Here is an 18065-nt window from a genome sequence, read left to right as displayed (position 1 = left end):
TGGACTCAAAGAAGTGCATTGAATGTGTAGAGAATGAAAAACAGCTTTCCGAATTAACCAAATTTGCTTGGCGACCATAGCGTTTTGGACCCACCTGACTCCATGCCGAACTCAGAAGTGAAACGAAACAGCGTCGATGGTAGTGTGGGGTCTCCCCATGTGAGAGTAGAACATCGCCAGGCTTTAATTTCTACTTCTTCTTACGAGAAGAAGTCACTCTAGCGCTGATAATAAGCGGACTAGCAGTTTAAAAATAGATCTGCTGATATAGCTCAGGCGGTAGAGCGCATCCTTGGTAAGGATGAGGTCCCCAGTTCGATTCTGGGTATCAGCACCAGTGATTCAATAGCATTAGCTATAAAAATTCACTTGGCGACCATAGCGTTTTGGACCCACCTGATTCCATGCCGAACTCAGAAGTGAAACGAAACAGCGTCGATGGTAGTGTGGGGTCTCCCCATGTGAGAGTAGAACATCGCCAGGTACTCATTTAAAAAGCCTCTGTAGCAATACAGAGGCTTTTTGCTATTTGCTATTTAGTCGCCAGTCATACTCATAACGGATTGTTCCACGATAGGTGGTAAGTTCTGGACGATACAGCGAAAGATGAGCCATCAACTCTGCTTGAGAACCAAAATCATCGGCATACCATTGATAGATGGAAGATAGAATAAGCTGGTCTTTGGTTATCTTGGCACCTTTCTCGCTGTTGATAAATTCATGGGTAGATTTCTCAAGTAATCGATCGATATTCTGTGCCGTAAAGGCTTCACTTTGCAGGTTTGGGCAACCGAGACTAGCACAATTAACGACGTAGTGAATTCTAGGATCTTGCCATATTGGTCTTAAAATTCGATGTTCAATATCATTAAGAGTGAGTTTTTGACTGGCGATCTCTAATAATGGTAGGTTCCAAGGACCAAACCGAAACCACCCTCCAATTTTAGTGATTGACGAGACTGGATAGTGCTCAAGAATGATATTAACGGTTAAGGCGTTGTACAAGTTTATCCAGTAAGCATATTGCTGCTGCTTGTTTAATGTTCTCGGATCCAATCTTGCCAATTGGTTAATATAAGTCTGTAATTTTTCTCGGTCGGAGATTTCTACATTGGCGTAATCGAAAAGGGTGTGCATACCTTGTTGATAAAGATAGCGATCGAGAAGTTGTTGCCATGCTTGATGAGATACCTCTTGTGTATTAGCTTCATTACTTTGATTCCAGAAATCCCATAATTCTGATTTAGGCGCAGCACTAATCGATAATGACCAGGACAAGGATCAGAGTGATAGTAAAAATTTCATAGGTTCCTTGGTGAAAGTGAAATAAGTAGGATGATGTTGGAAAATAGTGTCGGTGATATTCGAAGATAGCCATGGATATTGAACAATAAAATTAGGGCTGTATGATCAGCCCTAATTTTAGTTGTCGGATTTAAGCTAGAAAATGCGGTATCTTGGCTTCATATTCGGCGATTTTAGCTTCATGTTGCAGCGTTAAACCAATATTGTCTAATCCATTGAGTAAGCAGTGTCGACGAAAATCATCGATTTCAAAGCAGTAGGTTTTGTTGTTGGCGACGACATTGAGCGTTTGCAAATCGACGTCAATCGTTGCTCCTGGTGTGTTCTGAACATAGTGAAACAGCTCCTCTACCTCATGATCGGATAAGCGGACAGGGAGCATCTGATTATTTATTGCATTACCATAAAAAATATCGGCAAAGCTTGGAGCAATGATGACTTTTATCCCGTAATCAGCGAGTGCCCAAGGGGCGTGTTCTCTTGACGAACCACAACCAAAGTTTTCACGTGCGAGTAAGATGCTTGCTCCCTGATAACGAGGTTGATTCATGACAAAATCAGGGTTAGGGGTTAATCCTGCATCATCTAAAAACCGCCAATCATGGAAGAGGTGTTGTCCAAAGCCGATACGATTGACCTTTTGCAAAAACTGCTTTGGGATAATCGCATCAGTATCAATATTGGCTGCATCAAGAGCAACAGCTAAACCAGTGTGTTGTTGAAAACCTGACATATCACTTGCTCCTTATTAGCTAAATTGACGAATGTCGACAAAGTGTCCGGCAATCGCTGCGGCGGCTGCCATCGCAGGGCTGACTAAGTGAGTTCTTCCCGCTCGCCCTTGTCTGCCTTCAAAGTTTCGATTGGATGTCGAAGCACAACGCTCTTCTGGCCCTAAGCGGTCATTATTCATTGCGAGACACATCGAACAGCCGGGTAAACGCCATTCAAACCCTGCATCGAGGAAGATTTTATCGAGACCTTCTGCTTCAGCTTGTGCTTTTACTTGCTCGGAGCCAGGGACTATCAATGCTTGTACATGAGGGGCGACTTTTTTACCTTTTGCAACGGCTGCGGCAGCACGAATGTCTTCGATTCGTGAATTAGTACACGATCCAACAAATACTTTATCGACTTTGTATTCAGATAGTGAGCGGCCTGCTTCTAAGCCCATATAAGCCAGCGCTTTTTCAGCGGATGTTTTTTCGACCGGATCACTAAAGCTCTCTGGTGATGGGATTACCTCATCAACAGCGATAACCTGTCCTGGATTGGTTCCCCAAGTGATTTGTGGTTTTATTTCTGAGGCATCTAAAGTGACGATTGCATCGTATTGTGCATTGGGATCGGTCGTCAGTGTTTTCCAATACTCGACAGCGGCATCAAAATCAGCGCCTTTCGGTGCGAATTTACGTTGTTTAATATAATTAAAGGTTGTTTCATCAGGAGCGATCAGTCCTGCCTTTGCCCCTAATTCAATCGCCATGTTACACACGGTCATGCGTCCTTCCATAGAAAGATCGCGAATTGCTTCACCACAGAATTCTACGACATAACCAGTACCTCCGGCAGCGGTTGTTTTGCCGATGATTGCTAGAACAATATCTTTGGCGGTGATGCCAGGAGCCACTTTACCTCGTACTTCGATTTTCATTGTCTTAGCACGGCCTTGCTTCAAGGTTTGGGTTGCTAATACATGTTCAACTTCAGAGGTACCAATACCAAACGCGAGTGAGCCAAAAGCGCCATGTGTCGCGGTGTGTGAATCCCCACAAACAATCGTCATGCCAGGTAGCGTGATACCAAGTTCTGGGCCCATAACATGGACAATGCCTTGATATTTATGGTTTAAATCGTAGAGAGTTACCCCAAATTCAGCGCAGTTTTTTGAGAGGGTTTCCATTTGAATCCGCGCCATTTCCCCTGACGCATTAATATCTTTGGTGGTGGTAGAGACGTTGTGGTCCATGGTCGCGAAGGTTTTGCTGACTTGGCGTACTGGACGACCTTTTTCTCTTAATCCATCAAAGGCTTGTGGTGAGGTTACTTCATGGACCAAATGGCGATCGATGTACAAAATAGGCGTTTCACCGGGGGCGGCAACCACCACATGCGCATCATAAATTTTTTCATATAACGTTTTTGCTGATGACATTGCTTCTTCCTTGAGCTCTTTGAGCTGCATAGTGTGCTCGTATCGTTAACCGAGCACGACTTATTATGAGTGTAAAATATAACCAGCGATTTTATCGCCCATTTCTGAGGTAGAGAGTGCCGGTTTGTTGCCTGCAAGATCCGCTGTCAGTTCTCCGGCGGATAGTGCTTTTGATACGGCATTTTCAATATCTTGTGCTGCTTGTTCTTCACCTAAGCTATAACGTAACATTAATGCAGCAGAAAGAATTTGTGCTACGGGATTGGCAATATTTTTACCGGCAATATCCGGTGCTGATCCACCGGCTGGTTCATAAAGGCCAAAGTTACTCTCATTCAGGCTTGCAGAAGGCAGCATCCCCATTGAACCGGTGATCATTGCACACTCATCGGAGATGATGTCGCCAAAAATATTCGAGCACAACATCACATCAAACTGAGCAGGATCTTTGATAAGTTGCATAGTCGCGTTATCTATATAGAGATGAGAAAGTTCAATATCTGGGTAGTCTTGAGCTACCTGTTCAACCACTTCACGCCATAAAATAGAGCTTTGTAAAACGTTAGCTTTATCTACCGAACAGACTTTTTTACGACGTAAGCGAGCCGATTCAAAAGCAATTTTTGCGATACGTTCGATTTCATAACGATGATAGACTTCAGTATCAAAGGCTTTTTCATTGGCGCCTTCTCCTTCACGTCCTTTCGGCTGTCCAAAATAAATACCGCCAGTCAGCTCACGAACGACCACAATATCAAAGCCTCGCTCAGAAATATCGGCACGCAAAGGTGAAAAGCTCTCTAATCCAGGATGAATTTGTGCAGGGCGCAAATTACAAAATAGCTGGAAATGTTTACGTAAAGGCAGTAATGCACCACGCTCTGGTTGTTCGTTTGGTGGCAGATGCTCCCATTTGGGGCCGCCAACAGAACCAAAAAGTACCGCATCAGCTTCTTCACAGGCATCTAAGGTACTTTGGGGTAATGGGCATCCATGATTATCAATGGCAATTCCGCCGACATCATGATATTCGCGGCTAAAGGTGAATGAGTACTTTTGTTCAATAGCATCAAGCACTTTGTCGGCTTGTTGCATTACTTCTGGTCCAATGCCATCACCGGGTAAAACAGCAATGCGGTAGTGTTTGTCTGTCATGGTCGTCCTTTATCTATTTGTCTAATTTTTATTGATCTGTGTTTGCGAATCCGTCGTTGCGGGATTTATACCGTGACGACGTTTTTCTTTTGTTTAATTTGGTCAATCTGGTTTGCACGATGAATGCTATTGATCACATGCAGTAGTGCTTGACCTGATGCTTCAACGATATCCGTAGAAACCCCTGTGCCGTGGTATTTTCTATTTTTATAGTTGGCAATAATGTCGGCTTGGCCAAGGCCATCCTCTCCTTCGCCTTTTGCGGTTAAATCGAATTTATCCAAGACGATGTCATAACCTGTGAGACGATAAATACATTGATAGAGCGCATCAACCGGACCATTACCGACGGCGGCTTCGCAATGTTCTTCATCACCACACTTAAGTTTAATTGTGGTGGTGGCCATGACACTACCAGATTGCACACTAAGATAATTCAACTTATAGAAATCGTCTTCTTCACGTAAATTCGAAAAGTGCATTAAGGCTTCTAAGTCGTAGTCGAATACCTGACCTTTACGATCAGCCAATTTGAGGAAGTCTTCATATAACGCATCTAAATTATACTCATGTTCATGATAGCCCATCGATTCCATATGACTTTTCACGGCCGCCCGACCACTACGACTGGTCAAATTCAGCGCTTGGTTTTTCAAACCAATCGATTCAGGGGTAATGATTTCGTAGGTATTCTTATTTTTTAATACCCCATCTTGATGAATACCCGATGAGTGGCTAAATGCATTCGCTCCAACAATCGCTTTATTGCTTTGGATAGGCATATTACACAGTTGGCTGACTAATTTACTTGTCCGACTGATTTCTTCATGACGAATATTGGTTTTAACGCCTAATAGGTCGTGACGAGTTTTCAATATCATGGCGATTTCTTCTAGGGCACAGTTACCAGCACGTTCACCGATACCATTGATCGTGCCTTCTATCTGCCTTGCACCGGCTTGAACCGCTGCAATCGAGTTGGCAACCGACATGCCTAAGTCATCATGACAATGAACGGAAATTATCGCCTTGTCGATGTTGGGAACACGATTAAATAAGGTTTGAATGATGCTACCAAACTCGCTAGGTACGGTATAGCCAACCGTATCGGGAATATTAATGGTACGTGCTCCAGCATTGATCGCTGCTTCTACCATGCGACAAAGGTTATCTATGGGAGTGCGTCCAGCATCTTCACAGGAAAATTCGACGTCATCGGTATAGTTTCTGGCATGTTTGACGGCTTGCACCGCCATGTCCACCACATCATCGTAACTGCGGCGCAATTTATCTTGTACGTGAATCGTGGATGTTGAAATGAAGGTGTGAATACGAAAAGCGTCGGCGACTTTTAATGCTTCGGCGGCAGCATCGATATCTTTCGCAACGGCACGCGAAAGGGCACAGACTCGGCTATTTTTGATGTGTTTAGCAATGGTTTGGACCGATTCAAAATCACCAGGAGAGGAGACAGGAAATCCGGCTTCGATTATATCAACGCCTAAGCGCTCAAGAGCATAAGCGATTTGTAGCTTTTCTTTGACGGTTAGACTCGCTGATAACGCCTGTTCGCCATCACGTAATGTGGTATCGAAGATAATGACCTGATCACTCATGTTTGCTCCCTGATAGTTGTTGTGCCTGTCGGTTTAATTTAGCTAGACTGATATTTTTGGGGTCTTAGCACTGGATTAAGCCGATGGTTTCTGGTTGACTTCCTGAATATTGATATAAAAAAACCCGCATCTCTGTGCGGGTTCTATGTAATCAGTGTGTTATTTTTCTTCCACAAGCTACCCGCGCGATTGGTTCACGATCAGAAGTAGGCCTAGCAGAAGAGAAATACGTAATATCATTATTAACATTCCACACGATTAAGTTAACAAATTAGTACCGCACTCCACTGAACTCGTCAACCCCTAAATCTATTTTTATTGATTAACGGTGATATTAAGCGATTAGAGTGAGGTCGGTCTGTCATCTATTTTCAAACAAAGGATCACGGTGTTGTCATTTGCCTTACCTATGCTCAATAAACATTGAGTAGATTAAGCAAGGAATAGAGCATGCGCACCATTGAACCACTGATTAAGTTAGATTTAGCTTTATCGACCTATTGTTTACGACATCAAGCGACTTCATCCTTAACGAATGTAAGTAAGGCGGTCTCTCATACGGGAGATGGCCATCTTTATTTAATATTAGGCTTATTGGCTTGGGGGCTTGATAGGAATCATGGTAGTCAATTTCTCATTATTGGTATGGCGGCTTTTGCCATCGAATTACCGGTTTATTGGGTGGTGAAAAATGCGGTTCAGCGACGTAGACCACAAGACTATTCGCCTTGTTTTACCGCCTCTATTACTCCCTCTGATCGTTACAGCTTACCCTCAGGCCACACCGCCGCCGCTTTTTTAATGGCGACATTGATAGGGCAGTTTTACCCGAGTCTTTATCCTGCTGCTCTGATTTGGGCAGGATTGATCGGTAGTTCGCGTATTGTATTAGGCGTTCATTTTTTTACAGATGTCGTCGCTGGTGCGTTGTTGGGGTATTGCTCGGCTGTGATAGCGATGATTATTCTCGAGGGGGCATTATTATGAAAATACTTTATGGTGTCCAAGGAACGGGAAATGGGCATATTGCTCGCGCACGCGCGATGAGCAATGCCTTTAAGCAACGCCATATCGAAGTCGACTTCTTGTTTTCTGGTCGAGATGCCCAACACTATTTTTCGATGGAGTGTTTTGGTCATTATCAGACACGGCATGGTTTGACTTTTATTTCTCAGCGAGGAAAGGTGAGTTACTTAAAGACGCTTTGCGCGAATCGTCTTGGACGATATTACCAAGAGGTAACAAACCTTGATTTAAGTGGCTATGATTTAGTGATCAACGATTTTGAACCAGTGACGGCTTGGGCGGCGAAACAACAAGGGATTACGTCTATTAGCTTAAGTCACCAGAATGCGTTTCGTTATTCAGTACCTATTAAAGGAGCCAGTTGGTTGGACAAATCGATCATGCAGCATTTTTCTCCGGCTAATTATTATCTCGCTTTGCATTGGTACCACTTCAATCAGCCTATTTTGCCGCCGATCATTCATTCGTCAAATCAATCGATTACTAATCAGGGATTTATCTTGGTTTATTTGCCTTTTGAAGACTTGGAACAAGTGTGTGAATTATTGACCCGCTTTACTCACCAATCTTTTATCTGCTATCACCCAGCGATTGAGCAGAGCCTGCAAGTTGATAATCTGCATTTAAAGCCATTGTCTCACCAATCATTTCAGATTGATTTACACCGTTGTTCAGGTGTTATCGCTAATGGTGGGTTTGAATTACCTTCTGAAGCCTTATCGTTAGGAAAAAAGCTCCTGTTAAAGCCATTAATCGGTCAATTTGAACAACAAAGCAATGTGGCCACTTTAGAGTTGCTTGGACTTGCAGCGAGTATGAACTCATTGGATGCTTTTGTGATCAGTGAATGGCTGAATGAACAAGACATTGAGCGCATACATTATCCCGATGTGGCGGGGGCAATCGTTGACTGGTTGCTTAACGGAAACTGGGCTTGTCACTCGGAATTATCACAACAGCTTTGGAAGCAAGTCGATTTCCCTAATTATGCAGCGTTAAATTAATTCACTAAATTATTCTTACATCGAATGATATTTATCGTGTGAATATTAGTTTTTGTTTACGTCTTAAAGTATTCGCGAGGTCAATGTTTTATAAAAAACACAGGAAAATAAACTTTATCTTTTTTTATAAAAAACTAACCAATTGAAATTAAAGGTGGTTTATTTGCTTATGGTAAAATTTACTGACTTTTTCTCAATCCTATTGCTATTAGTTAAATGAATCGTTGATAGTAGGTCTCACCAGAAATTATCTGGGTAATAAATACTTCTGCATTCTTTTTTTGCTTGAGATGGGTTACCACTCATTGCGGTGAAATTTGAGGTAGATGATAATAAAAAAAGAGGCGTACTTTATGCTTAACAAAAAAGATCCAATGAGCGCAATTGCTAGTTACCGTATGGAAAGCACTCTGCGTAGCGTTGATTTAAATTTACTCACTGTGTTCGATGCGGTGATGCAAGAGCAAAATATTACTCGAGCTGCCCATAATTTAGGCATGTCTCAACCTGCAGTGAGCAATGCGGTTGCGCGTTTAAAAGTGATGTTTAATGACGAACTGTTTATGCGCCAAGGACGAGGGATTCAACCCACACCACGTGCTCGTCAGTTGTTTGGCCCGATTCGCCAAGCACTACAACTCATTCGTAATGAATTACCAAGCTCGGTGTTTTCTCCTCTGACCTCGACTCGTTTATTCAAACTAGCGATTTGTAGTCCTTGTGATATTCGTTTTGCACCGCAAATTATGGCGACCATTCATGAGCAAGCGCCTCACGTTCAATTGCATCTTGATGCGGAGTTTGATCGTCAATTAGCTGAGCGCATGCGTTATCAAGAGATTGATTTTGTTATTGACTACGCCCGATTTGATGAACAAGGTTTTTCCAGTACCGAAATATTCCAAGATGAGTTAGTGGTGGTCGCTGCCAAATCTCATCCACGAATTCAAGGATCGATCACTCGTGAGTTACTGGCGAGTGAACAACACGCTAAGCTGTCAAAAGTTCATGGTCAACGCAGTTTTTCTGAGCAGGCATATCGTGAATTAGATTGCCAAGCAAACTACGAAGGAACCAGCTTGAGCAATGTACTTTATGTCGTTGGTCAATCTGAACTTATAACGATTGCTCCACGTTGGGTCGTTGAACACGCAGCGAATAAAGAGCAGTTGCAAATTCTAGATTTTCCATTTGATCATGCAAGTATCAGCGGTTATTTAAGCTGGCACGAATCAAGTGAAAAAGACAAAGGCCATATTTGGTTACGTGACCAATTAATGATGACTTGTGGCAATGTCGTTGCCTTGTCGTAAATAATATTGGCGTGGCGTGAACTTCAGGTTAGGGAAAGCCTTAACCTGAAGTTCTTTTTGTTTTAAGAGGCAATCTTTTCGTAAAAGTTTGATACCGTGCCATTGTCTTTTCAACGGTTAAATGTACACTTGTTCGCTCAAAAAATAGCTTACAAGTGTAAGCCATAGGTAAGAGACATGGTCAATTTAGATTTTCATATCGTTAACTGTATTCGTGAGCAAATTTCGCGCGGTGGCAATCGTATTGCATTACAGCATAAAGTGGATAAAGCGTGGCAGGACATTACTTGGCATCAATTTGGTCAACAAATGGATCAACTGTCCTTAGCATTATTATCGTTAGGTTTGGATGTTCAAGATAAAGTCGCAATTTGTTCCCCCAACATGCCACGATGGACAATTGCCGATTTTGCTGCCTTGCAAGCAAGATTGGTGACGGTGCCGATTTACCCAACCAATACACCAGAGCAGTGTGCTTATATTTTGCACAACGCGGATGCCAAAGTATTATTTGTCGGTGAGCAAGCACAGTATGATGTGGCTCTCGCTATTTTTGAACAATGTGAGACCTTACAATTGATCATCGCCATGAGTGATGACATTGATTTACAGGGTTTTTGCCATGCTTTTACTTGGAGTGATTTTATTGCTCAAGGTTCTACTGCTCAGCAAGCTGAGCTATCGGCACGTATCGCAAAGGCTAACTATGATGATCTTTATACCCTAATTTATACATCAGGCACGACCGGACAACCTAAAGGGGTGATGCTTGATTACCGTAACATTGGTGCTCAATTAGAAGGGCATGATCAACGGTTAACTCTTTCTGATCAGGACATCTCTTTGTGTTTCTTACCACTTTCGCATGTCTTTGAGCGCGCGTGGAGTTGTTATGTTCTGTATAAAGGAGCGACCAACGTTTATTTGCAAGAGGTATCTCAAGTCCGTGAGGCATTGAGTGAGGTGCGCCCTACCGTGATGTGTGCTGTGCCGCGTTTTTACGAAAAGATTTTCTCTGCTATCCATGAAAAAGTCGCGAAAGCGCCATTTCATCGCAAAGCCTTGTTTACTTGGGCGGTCAACATGGGAGCCAAAATGGCCTTATGTCGTCAAGAGAATCGTCAACCGTCATGGTTGTTAGTGCGTAGCTATCAGCTTGCGGATAAATTGGTGTTGGTTAAGTTAAGAGCTTTATTGGGCGGACGAATCCATTTTATGCCATGTGGTGGCGCAAAATTGGATGAAACGATCGGACGCTTTTTCCATGCGATTGGCATCAATGTCAAATTGGGTTATGGCATGACGGAAACCAGTGCCACCGTCTCTTGTTGGAACGATCACCAGTTTAATCCTGATTCTATTGGTATCAGTATGCCGAATGTGCAGCTTAAAATTGGTGAAAATAATGAAATTTTGGTTCGCGGGCCGATGGTGATGCGTGGTTATTACAAAATGCCGCAAGAAACCGCGAATAGTTTTGATGAACAAGGCTTTTTAAAAACTGGTGATGCCGGACATATTGATGAATACGGTAACGTTTTTATTACCGATCGTATTAAAGAGTTAATGAAAACCTCGAATGGTAAATACATTGCACCTCAGCTTGTTGAAGGCACGATAGGCAAAGATCATTTTATTGAACAAATTGCCGTAATTGCCGATACGCGTAAGTTTGTTTCTGCATTGATTGTTCCGTGTTTTGATACACTAGAGAGCTACGCGAAAGAATTAAATATTAAGTATCACGATCGTCTTGAACTGATCAAACATAGCCAAGTGTTGGAAATGTTCGAAAAACGAGTTCATGATTTACAACAAGGCTTGGCTAAATTTGAGCAGGTAAAACAGTTTAAACTGCTGCCTAAAGCCTTTTCTATGGATGAAGGTGAATTAACCCCAACCCAGAAACTACGTCGTAAAGTGATTAATGATCGCTATCAACACGAAATTGAAGACATGTATCGTGATAAATCAAAAGAGTAAATTCTCGAACGCCTTGTCACGCGATATGATTATCCGTTAAGCCAGAATGTTCTCCGCCCCGATCGCTCGATGACAGGGGCGGAAGTAATGATAGCTTATAGCCACTGTATTTTGATTGACTACGTTTTCTAGTGCTTTAAACCATTTTGCGTGGCGTTCGCGTGTGAATCTGGATGTATTGCTGCATCAAGAAGAGAGCGATGGACTAACGTAACAAAATATTACTCTGTTTTTTATCCCCTTTCTGCCTCTCTACTCTGTGTATGATGATAAATTCAACATTGAGCGCCTTTTATACATTTATTTACCTTATCTTATTGTTTGCTGGCGTTTTATGCCATTAGACCTAATGAAAATAAACCGTTACAGTTGTTGCGTTACCTTAGCACTTGTTATGACCGGTGCGGGACATAGCGGAAAGCGGAAGGCTTCCACATCAGGCTACAAATAAGCCCTAGACTATGTAAAACCAGCTTTATGCACTGACCCGGTGTAGAAGATTGGTCAAGGAGAAGAAAATGGCAGAATTACCCAATAGAGCGATGTTATCTGGCGCTGAAATGGTCGTGCAATCGCTGATAGAAGAAGGGGTGGAGCAGATTTTTGGCTATCCCGGTGGCTCCGTATTAGATATTTACGATGCATTACATCTCAAAGCTGATCAAATTAAGCATGTATTGGTTCGGCACGAACAAGCCGCCACGCACATGGCGGATGGTTATGCTCGAGCCACAGGAAAGACGGGAGTGGTATTGGTCTGCTCTGGACCTGGTGCGACCAATACCATCACCGGTATTGCCACCGCGTATATGGATTCCATTCCAATGATTGTTATCTCTGGTAACGTTGCCACCAATTTAATTGGTAATGATGCTTTTCAGGAGTGTGACATTGTTGGTGTGTCAAGGCCGATTGTAAAACACAGTTTTTTAGTTAAAAAAGCGCAAGATATCCCAGAAACGATCAAAAAAGCGTTTTACATCGCTGCCACTGGACGTCCTGGTCCTGTGGTGATTGATATTCCCAAAGATGTAATGAACCCTTTGGTTAAATTACCCTATCAATACCCAGATTCTATCCATCTACGCTCCTATAACCCAACGACTGCTGGTCATAAAGGGCAGATTAAAAAAGCCTTGAAAGCGCTGCTCGCTGCTAAAAAACCGGTACTGTATATCGGTGGTGGGGCGATCATTTCACAAGCCGATAAACCTATCAGAGCCTTAGCCGAACAGCTCAATCTTCCTGTGGTCAGTACATTGATGGGATTGGGCGCTTTTCCTGGTACCCATAAAAATAGTTTAGGCATGTTGGGTATGCATGGTTTGTATGAAGCCAATATGGCGATGCATCATGCGGATTTAATTTTTGGGGTCGGAGTTCGGTTTGATGATCGTACGACGAATAATTTGGAAAAATATTGTCCTAATGCCAAGATCATGCATATCGATATTGATCCATCTTCTATCTCAAAAAATGTCAAAGTTGATTTACCGATCGTCGGCTCAGCTGAACAAGTTTTAACGACCATGCTCAAATTATTGCACGAGCAAGAAGAAGCTAATGATCATCAAGCATTAGCCTTGTGGTGGCAAGAGATAGAGCAGTGGCGAGAGCGTCAATGTTTACGCTATGAAACTTCTGCCGAACGTATCAAACCTCAGCAAGTGATCGAAAGTTTATTTCGGCTTACCGAAGGCAATGCTTATGTAGCCTCTGATGTTGGTCAGCATCAAATGTTTGCTGCGCTTTACTATCCATTTGATAAGCCGCGTCGCTGGATTAACTCTGGTGGTCTTGGCACGATGGGGTTTGGTTTACCCGCGGCGCTTGGTGTTAAGTTTGCGCTTCCAGAGGAAGAAGTGGTGGTGGTGACGGGTGATGGCAGTATTCAAATGAATATCCAAGAGCTTTCTACCGCATTGCAGTATGGTATTCCGGTCAAGATCATCAACCTCAATAACCGTTTTTTAGGCATGGTCAAACAGTGGCAAGATATTATTTATCAAGGCCGCTACTCTAACTCTTACATGAGTTCAGTCCCTGATTTTGCCGCGATAGCGGAAGCGTATGGCCATGTTGGGATGCGCATTTCATCCCCTGATGAACTGGAATCAGGACTGGCTAAAGCCCTCGCGATGAAAGATCGTTTAGTGTTTGTTGATATTAACGTTGATGAGACCGAGCATGTTTACCCAATGCAAATTAAGGGTGAAGGCATGGATAAAATGTGGTTAAGCAGAACGGAGAGAACCTAAAATGAGATATATCATTTCCTTACTGTTAGAAAACCAGCCTGGTGCGCTTTCTCGTGTGGTTGGCTTGTTCTCTCAGCGTGGTTATAACATTGAAACGTTAAACGTCTCGCCCACGGATGATGCAACATTGTCGCGTTTGAACATCACCACGAAATCGGATCAGATGCAGTTAGAGCAGATTCAAAAGCAACTGCATAAATTGATCGATGTTTTGAAAGTGCAAGAAGTCTCGGAGTTTGAGCATATCGAGCGTGAATTGATGTTGGTTAAAGTCAAAGCCAGCGGTTTTGCTCGGGCTGAAGTTAAGCGCACGGCTGATATCTTTCGTGGTCAGATTGTTGATGTGACTGCTGCGCAATATACGGTTCAATTAACCGGAACCAGCGATAAATTGGACGCCTTTATCGCGGCGATCACCGAAGTCACGGAAGTGATTGAAGTGGCGCGAAGCGGTGTGGTTGGCATGACTCGTGGCGAGCGAGCGCTGCGCGGTTAAGGCAAGCTAAAAACGAAAAAAACCAGCCTCGGCTGGTTTTTTTCGTTGTATGGTTTGATTAATGAAGAATACGCGCACGAATGGTGCCATCAATAGCCTTAAGCTTGATTAAGGCTTCTTCGGAGCGTGCCGTTTCGACATCGATAACCACATAGCCAATATTGGCGCTAGTTTGTAAATATTGCGCGGCAATATTGATCCCATCTTGGGCAAAAATGGTGTTGATTTGGGTTAGGATACCGGGGCGATTCTCATGGATATGCAATAAACGAGAACAATCACGATGCTGAGGTAGTGATACTTCAGGGAAGTTAACACTCGATAGGGTTGAGCCGTTATCTGAGTATTTGGTGAGCTTACCAGCGACTTCGATACCAATGTTTTCTTGCGCTTCTTGAGTTGAACCGCCAACGTGTGGGGTAAGAAGGACATTATCAAATGCAGTGAGTGGTGACTCAAAGCGTTCTTTGTTTGACGCCGGCTCCGTTGGGAAAACATCAATCGCGGCTCCGGCAATATGGCCAGATTCAAGAGCGCCACACAGTGCAGGAATATCAACCACGGTACCCCGAGCAGCGTTGATAAATATAGCGCCTGGTTTCATGCGGGCGAACTCTTCTACGCCCATCATATTTTTGGTTTCCGGCGTTTCTGGAACATGCAAAGAGATAACATCACACTTATTGAGTAGCTCACTCATGGTATGCACTTGAGTGGCATTGCCCAAAGAGAGTTTATTCTCAATGTCATAGAAATAGACATGCATACCGAGGTTTTCAGCAATAATTCCGAGCTGAGTACCAATATGACCATAACCAATAATCCCTAAGCGTTTACCGCGCGCTTCATAGGAATTGTCGGCACTTTTTTTCCAGATGCCACGATGAGCCAAAGCATTTTTCTCTGGGATACCGCGCAACAACAAGAGGATTTCGCCTAAAACCAATTCGGCCACACTGCGTGTGTTAGAAAAGGGAGCATTAAATACCGGAATACCACGTTGGGCTGCGGCCTTTAAATTAACTTGGTTGGTGCCAATACAAAAACAACCGATAGCAACCAGCTTATTAGCGGCGTTAATCACCGACTCAGTGAGATTGGTTCGCGAGCGAATACCGATAAAATGGACGTCTTTGACGGCTTCCAGTAGCTCGGCTTCTTCGAGCGAACCTTTGTGATATTCAATATTGCTGTAACCAGCAGCTTGTAAAACTTCGACGGTTGAAGGGTGTAATCCTTCCAGCAGTAAGATTTTAATTTTATCTTTTTCTAGTGAAACTTTGGCCATGATACTCGTCCTTAAATATGGGAAATGGGCTTATTGAGTGAACCACAAGTATCCCCATTCCGTTTGAAGTCACCGCTTCACGTCGTTGATGATTGCGTGATAAATCGGTCATAGAGCTATTTTTCAAATGGTTTGGGTATCAAACGTCAATTATTGGACTTATTTTATTCAACGCAAACGTTTTCCTTGTGTGTCTTTGCTCCAATAAACTAACAAATATTTTCCGGTTTGGGTAAGAAAATTACGGAATAAGCGAGAATATTCTTTAATGAAAAGCAATAAAAACGGCACTCAAGGTGCCGTTTGTAATCAAATAACCAAAAAGGTGGTGATTTTCTCAATCTTATTCTTCGATTTTGGCACCTTGCTCGGTTCCCGTGATCACCACATCGGCACCACGATGAGCAAATAAACCATTGGTCACGACACCGGTAATCGAGTTAATTTTATCTTCCAGCGCTTTGGCTTGAGTAATGTGCAGATCGTGCACATCCAAAATAATATTACCGTTATCAGTAATCACCCCTTCACGATAGACAGGTTTTCCGCCCAATTTGCTTAATTCACGGCTAACGTAGCTACGTGCCATTGGGATAACTTCAACTGGCAGTGGAAATTTCCCTAGCACGGGAACAGCTTTACTGCCATCGACGATACAGATAAATTGTTTAGCAATCGCTGCAACAATTTTTTCTCGCGTTAAGGCCGCACCACCGCCCTTAATCATTTCGCGTTGAGCGTTGATTTCATCAGCCCCATCCACGTAAACATCTAATGCTTCAATGTCATTACAGTCATAAACTTTGATACCAAGTGCTTGGAGTTTTTCTGTTGAAGCCAATGAGCTCGAGACTGCGCCTTGAATATCATCCTTAATAGAGCCTAAGGCATCGATGAAGTGATTAACAGTTGAGCCTGTACCGACACCAACAATACTGCCTTTTTTGACATAGTTAAGTGCAGCCCAGCCGGCGGCTTTTTTCATTTCATCTTGAGTCATGCCTATCTCCTGATTGTGAGTCATTGAATGTTGATTGGTATTGAACAAGTAACCCTGCCAATACATTAACCATAAAGGGGGAATAAGGGCGAGATTATATACTCAAATGGTGTTCAGCTGTACTGAGAGAAGGCAACTATCGAGTCGTTTATGTCTACGCTGATCACGCTTTCCACTGCCAAAGTCGGGTGGGAGTGACGATTTTAGGTAATGGGACATCCCAACTTTCGTGAGGTAATTGCTCTAGATATTGGCAGTCATGCGCAAGACCAATCGGTGTGGCTCCTTGCCCAGTTACAAACCAATTAGCGAGAGTGCGATCATAATATCCTCCGCCCATCCCTAAGCGTTGACCATGAGCATCAAAGGCCACTAACGGGGTGCAAATCAGATCCAGCTGTTTCAGTGGTTGAATCAGCTGTTGATTGAGTCGCGGCTCAAGAATCGCAAAACGATTACGCACCATGGGCGTGGTCGGTTGATAACGTAAAAAAAGAAGGTGACCGGGAGAAAATGGGTGCAATACCGGTAGATAAACATATTTACCTTGGGCCCATAACCGTTCAATCAGAGGTTGAGTATTTAATTCGCCATCAGTAGCCAGATATAGGGCAATATGTTGGCTTGTTTGCGCTTCAGGAAGCTCGATAAAGCGTTGGATTAAGGCTTGACTGGCTTGTTGCTGCTCGGCCTGAGACAGTTGATTGCGTCGTTGACGAATCAATCCACGCAGCTGTTGACGGGTGTGTAACATTAGGAACCCCAGAGTGCCGTTGAGGACTGTGGCCCTTGAACCAGCTGGTTCAAGGCGGATTAGCAATGGCTACCGTAGGCTTCTCGGTACAAGCCGAGCCTGCTCAATAGTGACCAAGTACCAACCCTTATGTGTTGCTTATCGGCTCAGGGACGTACATCCTCTGACAAACACTCCAGGGTAAAACTTGTGCAGATAAAAATAACACTATCCGTGTGGTACTTTATTGAGTACTGCTTGTAGCGATGCAGTCAGCTCTTCCACTCGCTCACTGATTTGTTGCTGTTGTTCATTCTGCTTTTGCCGTTCCGTTTGTAGCTCATAGCAGATATTGAGAGCGGCAATGGTAAGTAGCTTAACCTCATTAGTTACCTTAGTACGTTCAGCCATATCTTTCAATCGTTGATCGAGATCTTGTGCGGCACGTATTAACGATGCTTCTTGTCCAGAGGGACAATTGACACGCGTTGTTTTGCCTAAAATTTCAACGTCAACCGCTTGATTACTCATGATAAGTGAACTCTATTCGCGTAACTAATGATGATTCTATCTGAGCAACCATCGAGGGGCAAACTATAGGTAAAGTGGTCACAAGATTCAAGCTTTTCACGTGGATAAATAGTAATTGGTAAAGCAAACACCGACTTATTAACCAATTTGCGTTAAAGCGAAGCACAAACCCTACACTGAGGATTTTCCCGATGACCTTGAA

General features: G+C 43.3%; 15 protein-coding genes, 1 tRNA gene, 2 rRNA genes and 1 other RNA gene. 9 read left to right on the top strand and 10 right to left on the bottom strand.

What is annotated here, in order from left to right:
• Nucleotides 1-66: 66 nt before the first annotated feature.
• The 3 genes from rrf (CAG58_RS02025) to rrf (CAG58_RS02015) all read left to right on the top strand — a co-directional run bounded on the left by rrf (CAG58_RS02025) (nucleotide 67) and on the right by rrf (CAG58_RS02015) (nucleotide 484).
• Nucleotides 67-182: ribosomal RNA gene (gene rrf, locus CAG58_RS02025) — 5S ribosomal RNA — on the top strand.
• Between the two features lie 79 nt (nucleotides 183-261).
• Nucleotides 262-337: transfer RNA gene (locus CAG58_RS02020), tRNA-Thr, on the top strand.
• Nucleotides 338-368: 31 nt separating this feature from the next.
• A 5S ribosomal RNA gene (rrf, locus tag CAG58_RS02015) occupies nucleotides 369-484 on the top strand.
• A 41-nt stretch (nucleotides 485-525) separates the two neighbouring features.
• On the opposite strand, the gene CAG58_RS02010 is transcribed toward rrf (CAG58_RS02015), so the two are convergent.
• From CAG58_RS02010 to leuA, 5 genes are all read right to left on the bottom strand, one after another.
• Nucleotides 526-1278, bottom strand: a complete 753-nt coding sequence (locus CAG58_RS02010; protein ID WP_237665961.1) for a DUF547 domain-containing protein — start codon at nucleotides 1276-1278, stop codon at nucleotides 526-528.
• 157 nt (nucleotides 1279-1435) lie between these two features.
• Nucleotides 1436-2038, bottom strand: coding sequence for a 3-isopropylmalate dehydratase small subunit (gene leuD, locus CAG58_RS02005; protein WP_158138910.1), 603 nt, complete (start codon nucleotides 2036-2038; stop codon nucleotides 1436-1438).
• 15 nt (nucleotides 2039-2053) lie between these two features.
• Nucleotides 2054-3460, bottom strand: a complete 1407-nt coding sequence (leuC, locus tag CAG58_RS02000; RefSeq protein WP_161426604.1) for a 3-isopropylmalate dehydratase large subunit — start codon at nucleotides 3458-3460, stop codon at nucleotides 2054-2056.
• Between the two features lie 63 nt (nucleotides 3461-3523).
• On the bottom strand, nucleotides 3524-4615 hold the full coding sequence (gene leuB, locus CAG58_RS01995; RefSeq protein ID WP_158138908.1) for a 3-isopropylmalate dehydrogenase: 1092 nt from the start codon (nucleotides 4613-4615) through the stop codon (nucleotides 3524-3526).
• 65 nt (nucleotides 4616-4680) lie between these two features.
• Nucleotides 4681-6231, bottom strand: a complete 1551-nt coding sequence (leuA, locus tag CAG58_RS01990; RefSeq protein WP_158138907.1) for a 2-isopropylmalate synthase — start codon at nucleotides 6229-6231, stop codon at nucleotides 4681-4683.
• 450 nt (nucleotides 6232-6681) lie between these two features.
• Here leuA and CAG58_RS01985 point away from each other — a divergent pair, with 450 nt between their 5' ends.
• From CAG58_RS01985 to ilvN, 6 genes are all read left to right on the top strand, one after another.
• Complete coding sequence (locus CAG58_RS01985) at nucleotides 6682-7218, top strand: phosphatase PAP2 family protein (protein WP_161426605.1); 537 nt, start codon at nucleotides 6682-6684, stop codon at nucleotides 7216-7218.
• Nucleotides 7215-8261, top strand: coding sequence for an MJ1255/VC2487 family glycosyltransferase (locus CAG58_RS01980; RefSeq protein WP_161429636.1), 1047 nt, complete (start codon nucleotides 7215-7217; stop codon nucleotides 8259-8261). The genes CAG58_RS01985 and CAG58_RS01980 overlap by 4 nt, the downstream gene beginning before the upstream one ends.
• Before the next feature lie 353 nt (nucleotides 8262-8614).
• Entirely contained in the window at nucleotides 8615-9574 is a 960-nt protein-coding gene (gene leuO, locus CAG58_RS01975; RefSeq protein ID WP_161426011.1) for a transcriptional regulator LeuO, read from the top strand.
• A 177-nt stretch (nucleotides 9575-9751) separates the two neighbouring features.
• The gene (locus CAG58_RS01970; protein WP_161426010.1) at nucleotides 9752-11557 is read left to right on the top strand and encodes an AMP-dependent synthetase/ligase; all 1806 of its coding nucleotides are present in this window, start codon (nucleotides 9752-9754) and stop codon (nucleotides 11555-11557) included.
• 518 nt (nucleotides 11558-12075) lie between these two features.
• Nucleotides 12076-13815, top strand: a complete 1740-nt coding sequence (locus CAG58_RS01965) for an acetolactate synthase 3 large subunit (RefSeq protein WP_040903847.1) — start codon at nucleotides 12076-12078, stop codon at nucleotides 13813-13815.
• Between the two features lies 1 nt (nucleotide 13816).
• Entirely contained in the window at nucleotides 13817-14311 is a 495-nt protein-coding gene (ilvN, locus tag CAG58_RS01960) for an acetolactate synthase small subunit (protein WP_004394349.1), read from the top strand.
• A gap of 58 nt (nucleotides 14312-14369) precedes the next feature.
• Here ilvN and serA read toward each other — a convergent pair whose 3' ends face one another.
• From serA to zapA, 5 genes are all read right to left on the bottom strand, one after another.
• Nucleotides 14370-15599, bottom strand: a complete 1230-nt coding sequence (gene serA / locus CAG58_RS01955) for a phosphoglycerate dehydrogenase (protein WP_004394348.1) — start codon at nucleotides 15597-15599, stop codon at nucleotides 14370-14372.
• Between the two features lie 343 nt (nucleotides 15600-15942).
• Nucleotides 15943-16599 carry a ribose-5-phosphate isomerase RpiA gene (gene rpiA / locus CAG58_RS01950; RefSeq protein ID WP_004394347.1) on the bottom strand — a complete coding sequence of 219 codons (657 nt, stop codon included), beginning with the start codon at nucleotides 16597-16599 and terminating at the stop codon, nucleotides 15943-15945.
• Nucleotides 16600-16762: 163 nt separating this feature from the next.
• Complete coding sequence (locus tag CAG58_RS01945; RefSeq protein ID WP_154170107.1) at nucleotides 16763-17353, bottom strand: 5-formyltetrahydrofolate cyclo-ligase; 591 nt, start codon at nucleotides 17351-17353, stop codon at nucleotides 16763-16765.
• Nucleotide 17354: 1 nt separating this feature from the next.
• Nucleotides 17355-17538, bottom strand: a non-coding RNA gene (gene ssrS, locus CAG58_RS01940) — 6S RNA.
• A 22-nt stretch (nucleotides 17539-17560) separates the two neighbouring features.
• A complete protein-coding gene (gene zapA, locus CAG58_RS01935) occupies nucleotides 17561-17863 on the bottom strand; it encodes a cell division protein ZapA (protein WP_040903846.1) in 303 nt (100 codons plus the stop codon).
• Between the last annotated feature and the right edge of the window lie 202 nt (nucleotides 17864-18065).

Origin of the sequence: Vibrio sp. V31_P5A7T61, from assembly GCF_009904895.1 — a bacterium.
GTDB lineage: Bacteria > Pseudomonadota > Gammaproteobacteria > Enterobacterales > Vibrionaceae > Vibrio > Vibrio metschnikovii.
The sequence above is the reverse complement of the archived record's forward strand: the minus strand, read 5'-3'. Positions and strand labels throughout refer to the sequence as shown.

What these genes read in the sequence shown, in the direction of transcription:
- CAG58_RS01970 (WP_161426010.1), top strand. Translation starts at nt 9,752, where the DNA reads ATGGTCAATTTAGATTTTCATATCGTTAACTGTATTCGTGAGCAAATT.
- leuC (WP_161426604.1), bottom strand. Translation starts at nt 3,460, where the DNA reads ATGTCATCAGCAAAAACGTTATATGAAAAAATTTATGATGCGCATGTG.
- CAG58_RS01980 (WP_161429636.1), top strand. Translation starts at nt 7,215, where the DNA reads ATGAAAATACTTTATGGTGTCCAAGGAACGGGAAATGGGCATATTGCT.
- leuA (WP_158138907.1), bottom strand. Translation starts at nt 6,231, where the DNA reads ATGAGTGATCAGGTCATTATCTTCGATACCACATTACGTGATGGCGAA.
- leuO (WP_161426011.1), top strand. Translation starts at nt 8,615, where the DNA reads ATGCTTAACAAAAAAGATCCAATGAGCGCAATTGCTAGTTACCGTATG.
- serA (WP_004394348.1), bottom strand. Translation starts at nt 15,599, where the DNA reads ATGGCCAAAGTTTCACTAGAAAAAGATAAAATTAAAATCTTACTGCTG.
- rpiA (WP_004394347.1), bottom strand. Translation starts at nt 16,599, where the DNA reads ATGACTCAAGATGAAATGAAAAAAGCCGCCGGCTGGGCTGCACTTAAC.
- CAG58_RS01965 (WP_040903847.1), top strand. Translation starts at nt 12,076, where the DNA reads ATGGCAGAATTACCCAATAGAGCGATGTTATCTGGCGCTGAAATGGTC.
- ilvN (WP_004394349.1), top strand. Translation starts at nt 13,817, where the DNA reads ATGAGATATATCATTTCCTTACTGTTAGAAAACCAGCCTGGTGCGCTT.
- leuD (WP_158138910.1), bottom strand. Translation starts at nt 2,038, where the DNA reads ATGTCAGGTTTTCAACAACACACTGGTTTAGCTGTTGCTCTTGATGCA.
- leuB (WP_158138908.1), bottom strand. Translation starts at nt 4,615, where the DNA reads ATGACAGACAAACACTACCGCATTGCTGTTTTACCCGGTGATGGCATT.
- CAG58_RS01945 (WP_154170107.1), bottom strand. Translation starts at nt 17,353, where the DNA reads ATGTTACACACCCGTCAACAGCTGCGTGGATTGATTCGTCAACGACGC.
- zapA (WP_040903846.1), bottom strand. Translation starts at nt 17,863, where the DNA reads ATGAGTAATCAAGCGGTTGACGTTGAAATTTTAGGCAAAACAACGCGT.
- CAG58_RS01985 (WP_161426605.1), top strand. Translation starts at nt 6,682, where the DNA reads ATGCGCACCATTGAACCACTGATTAAGTTAGATTTAGCTTTATCGACC.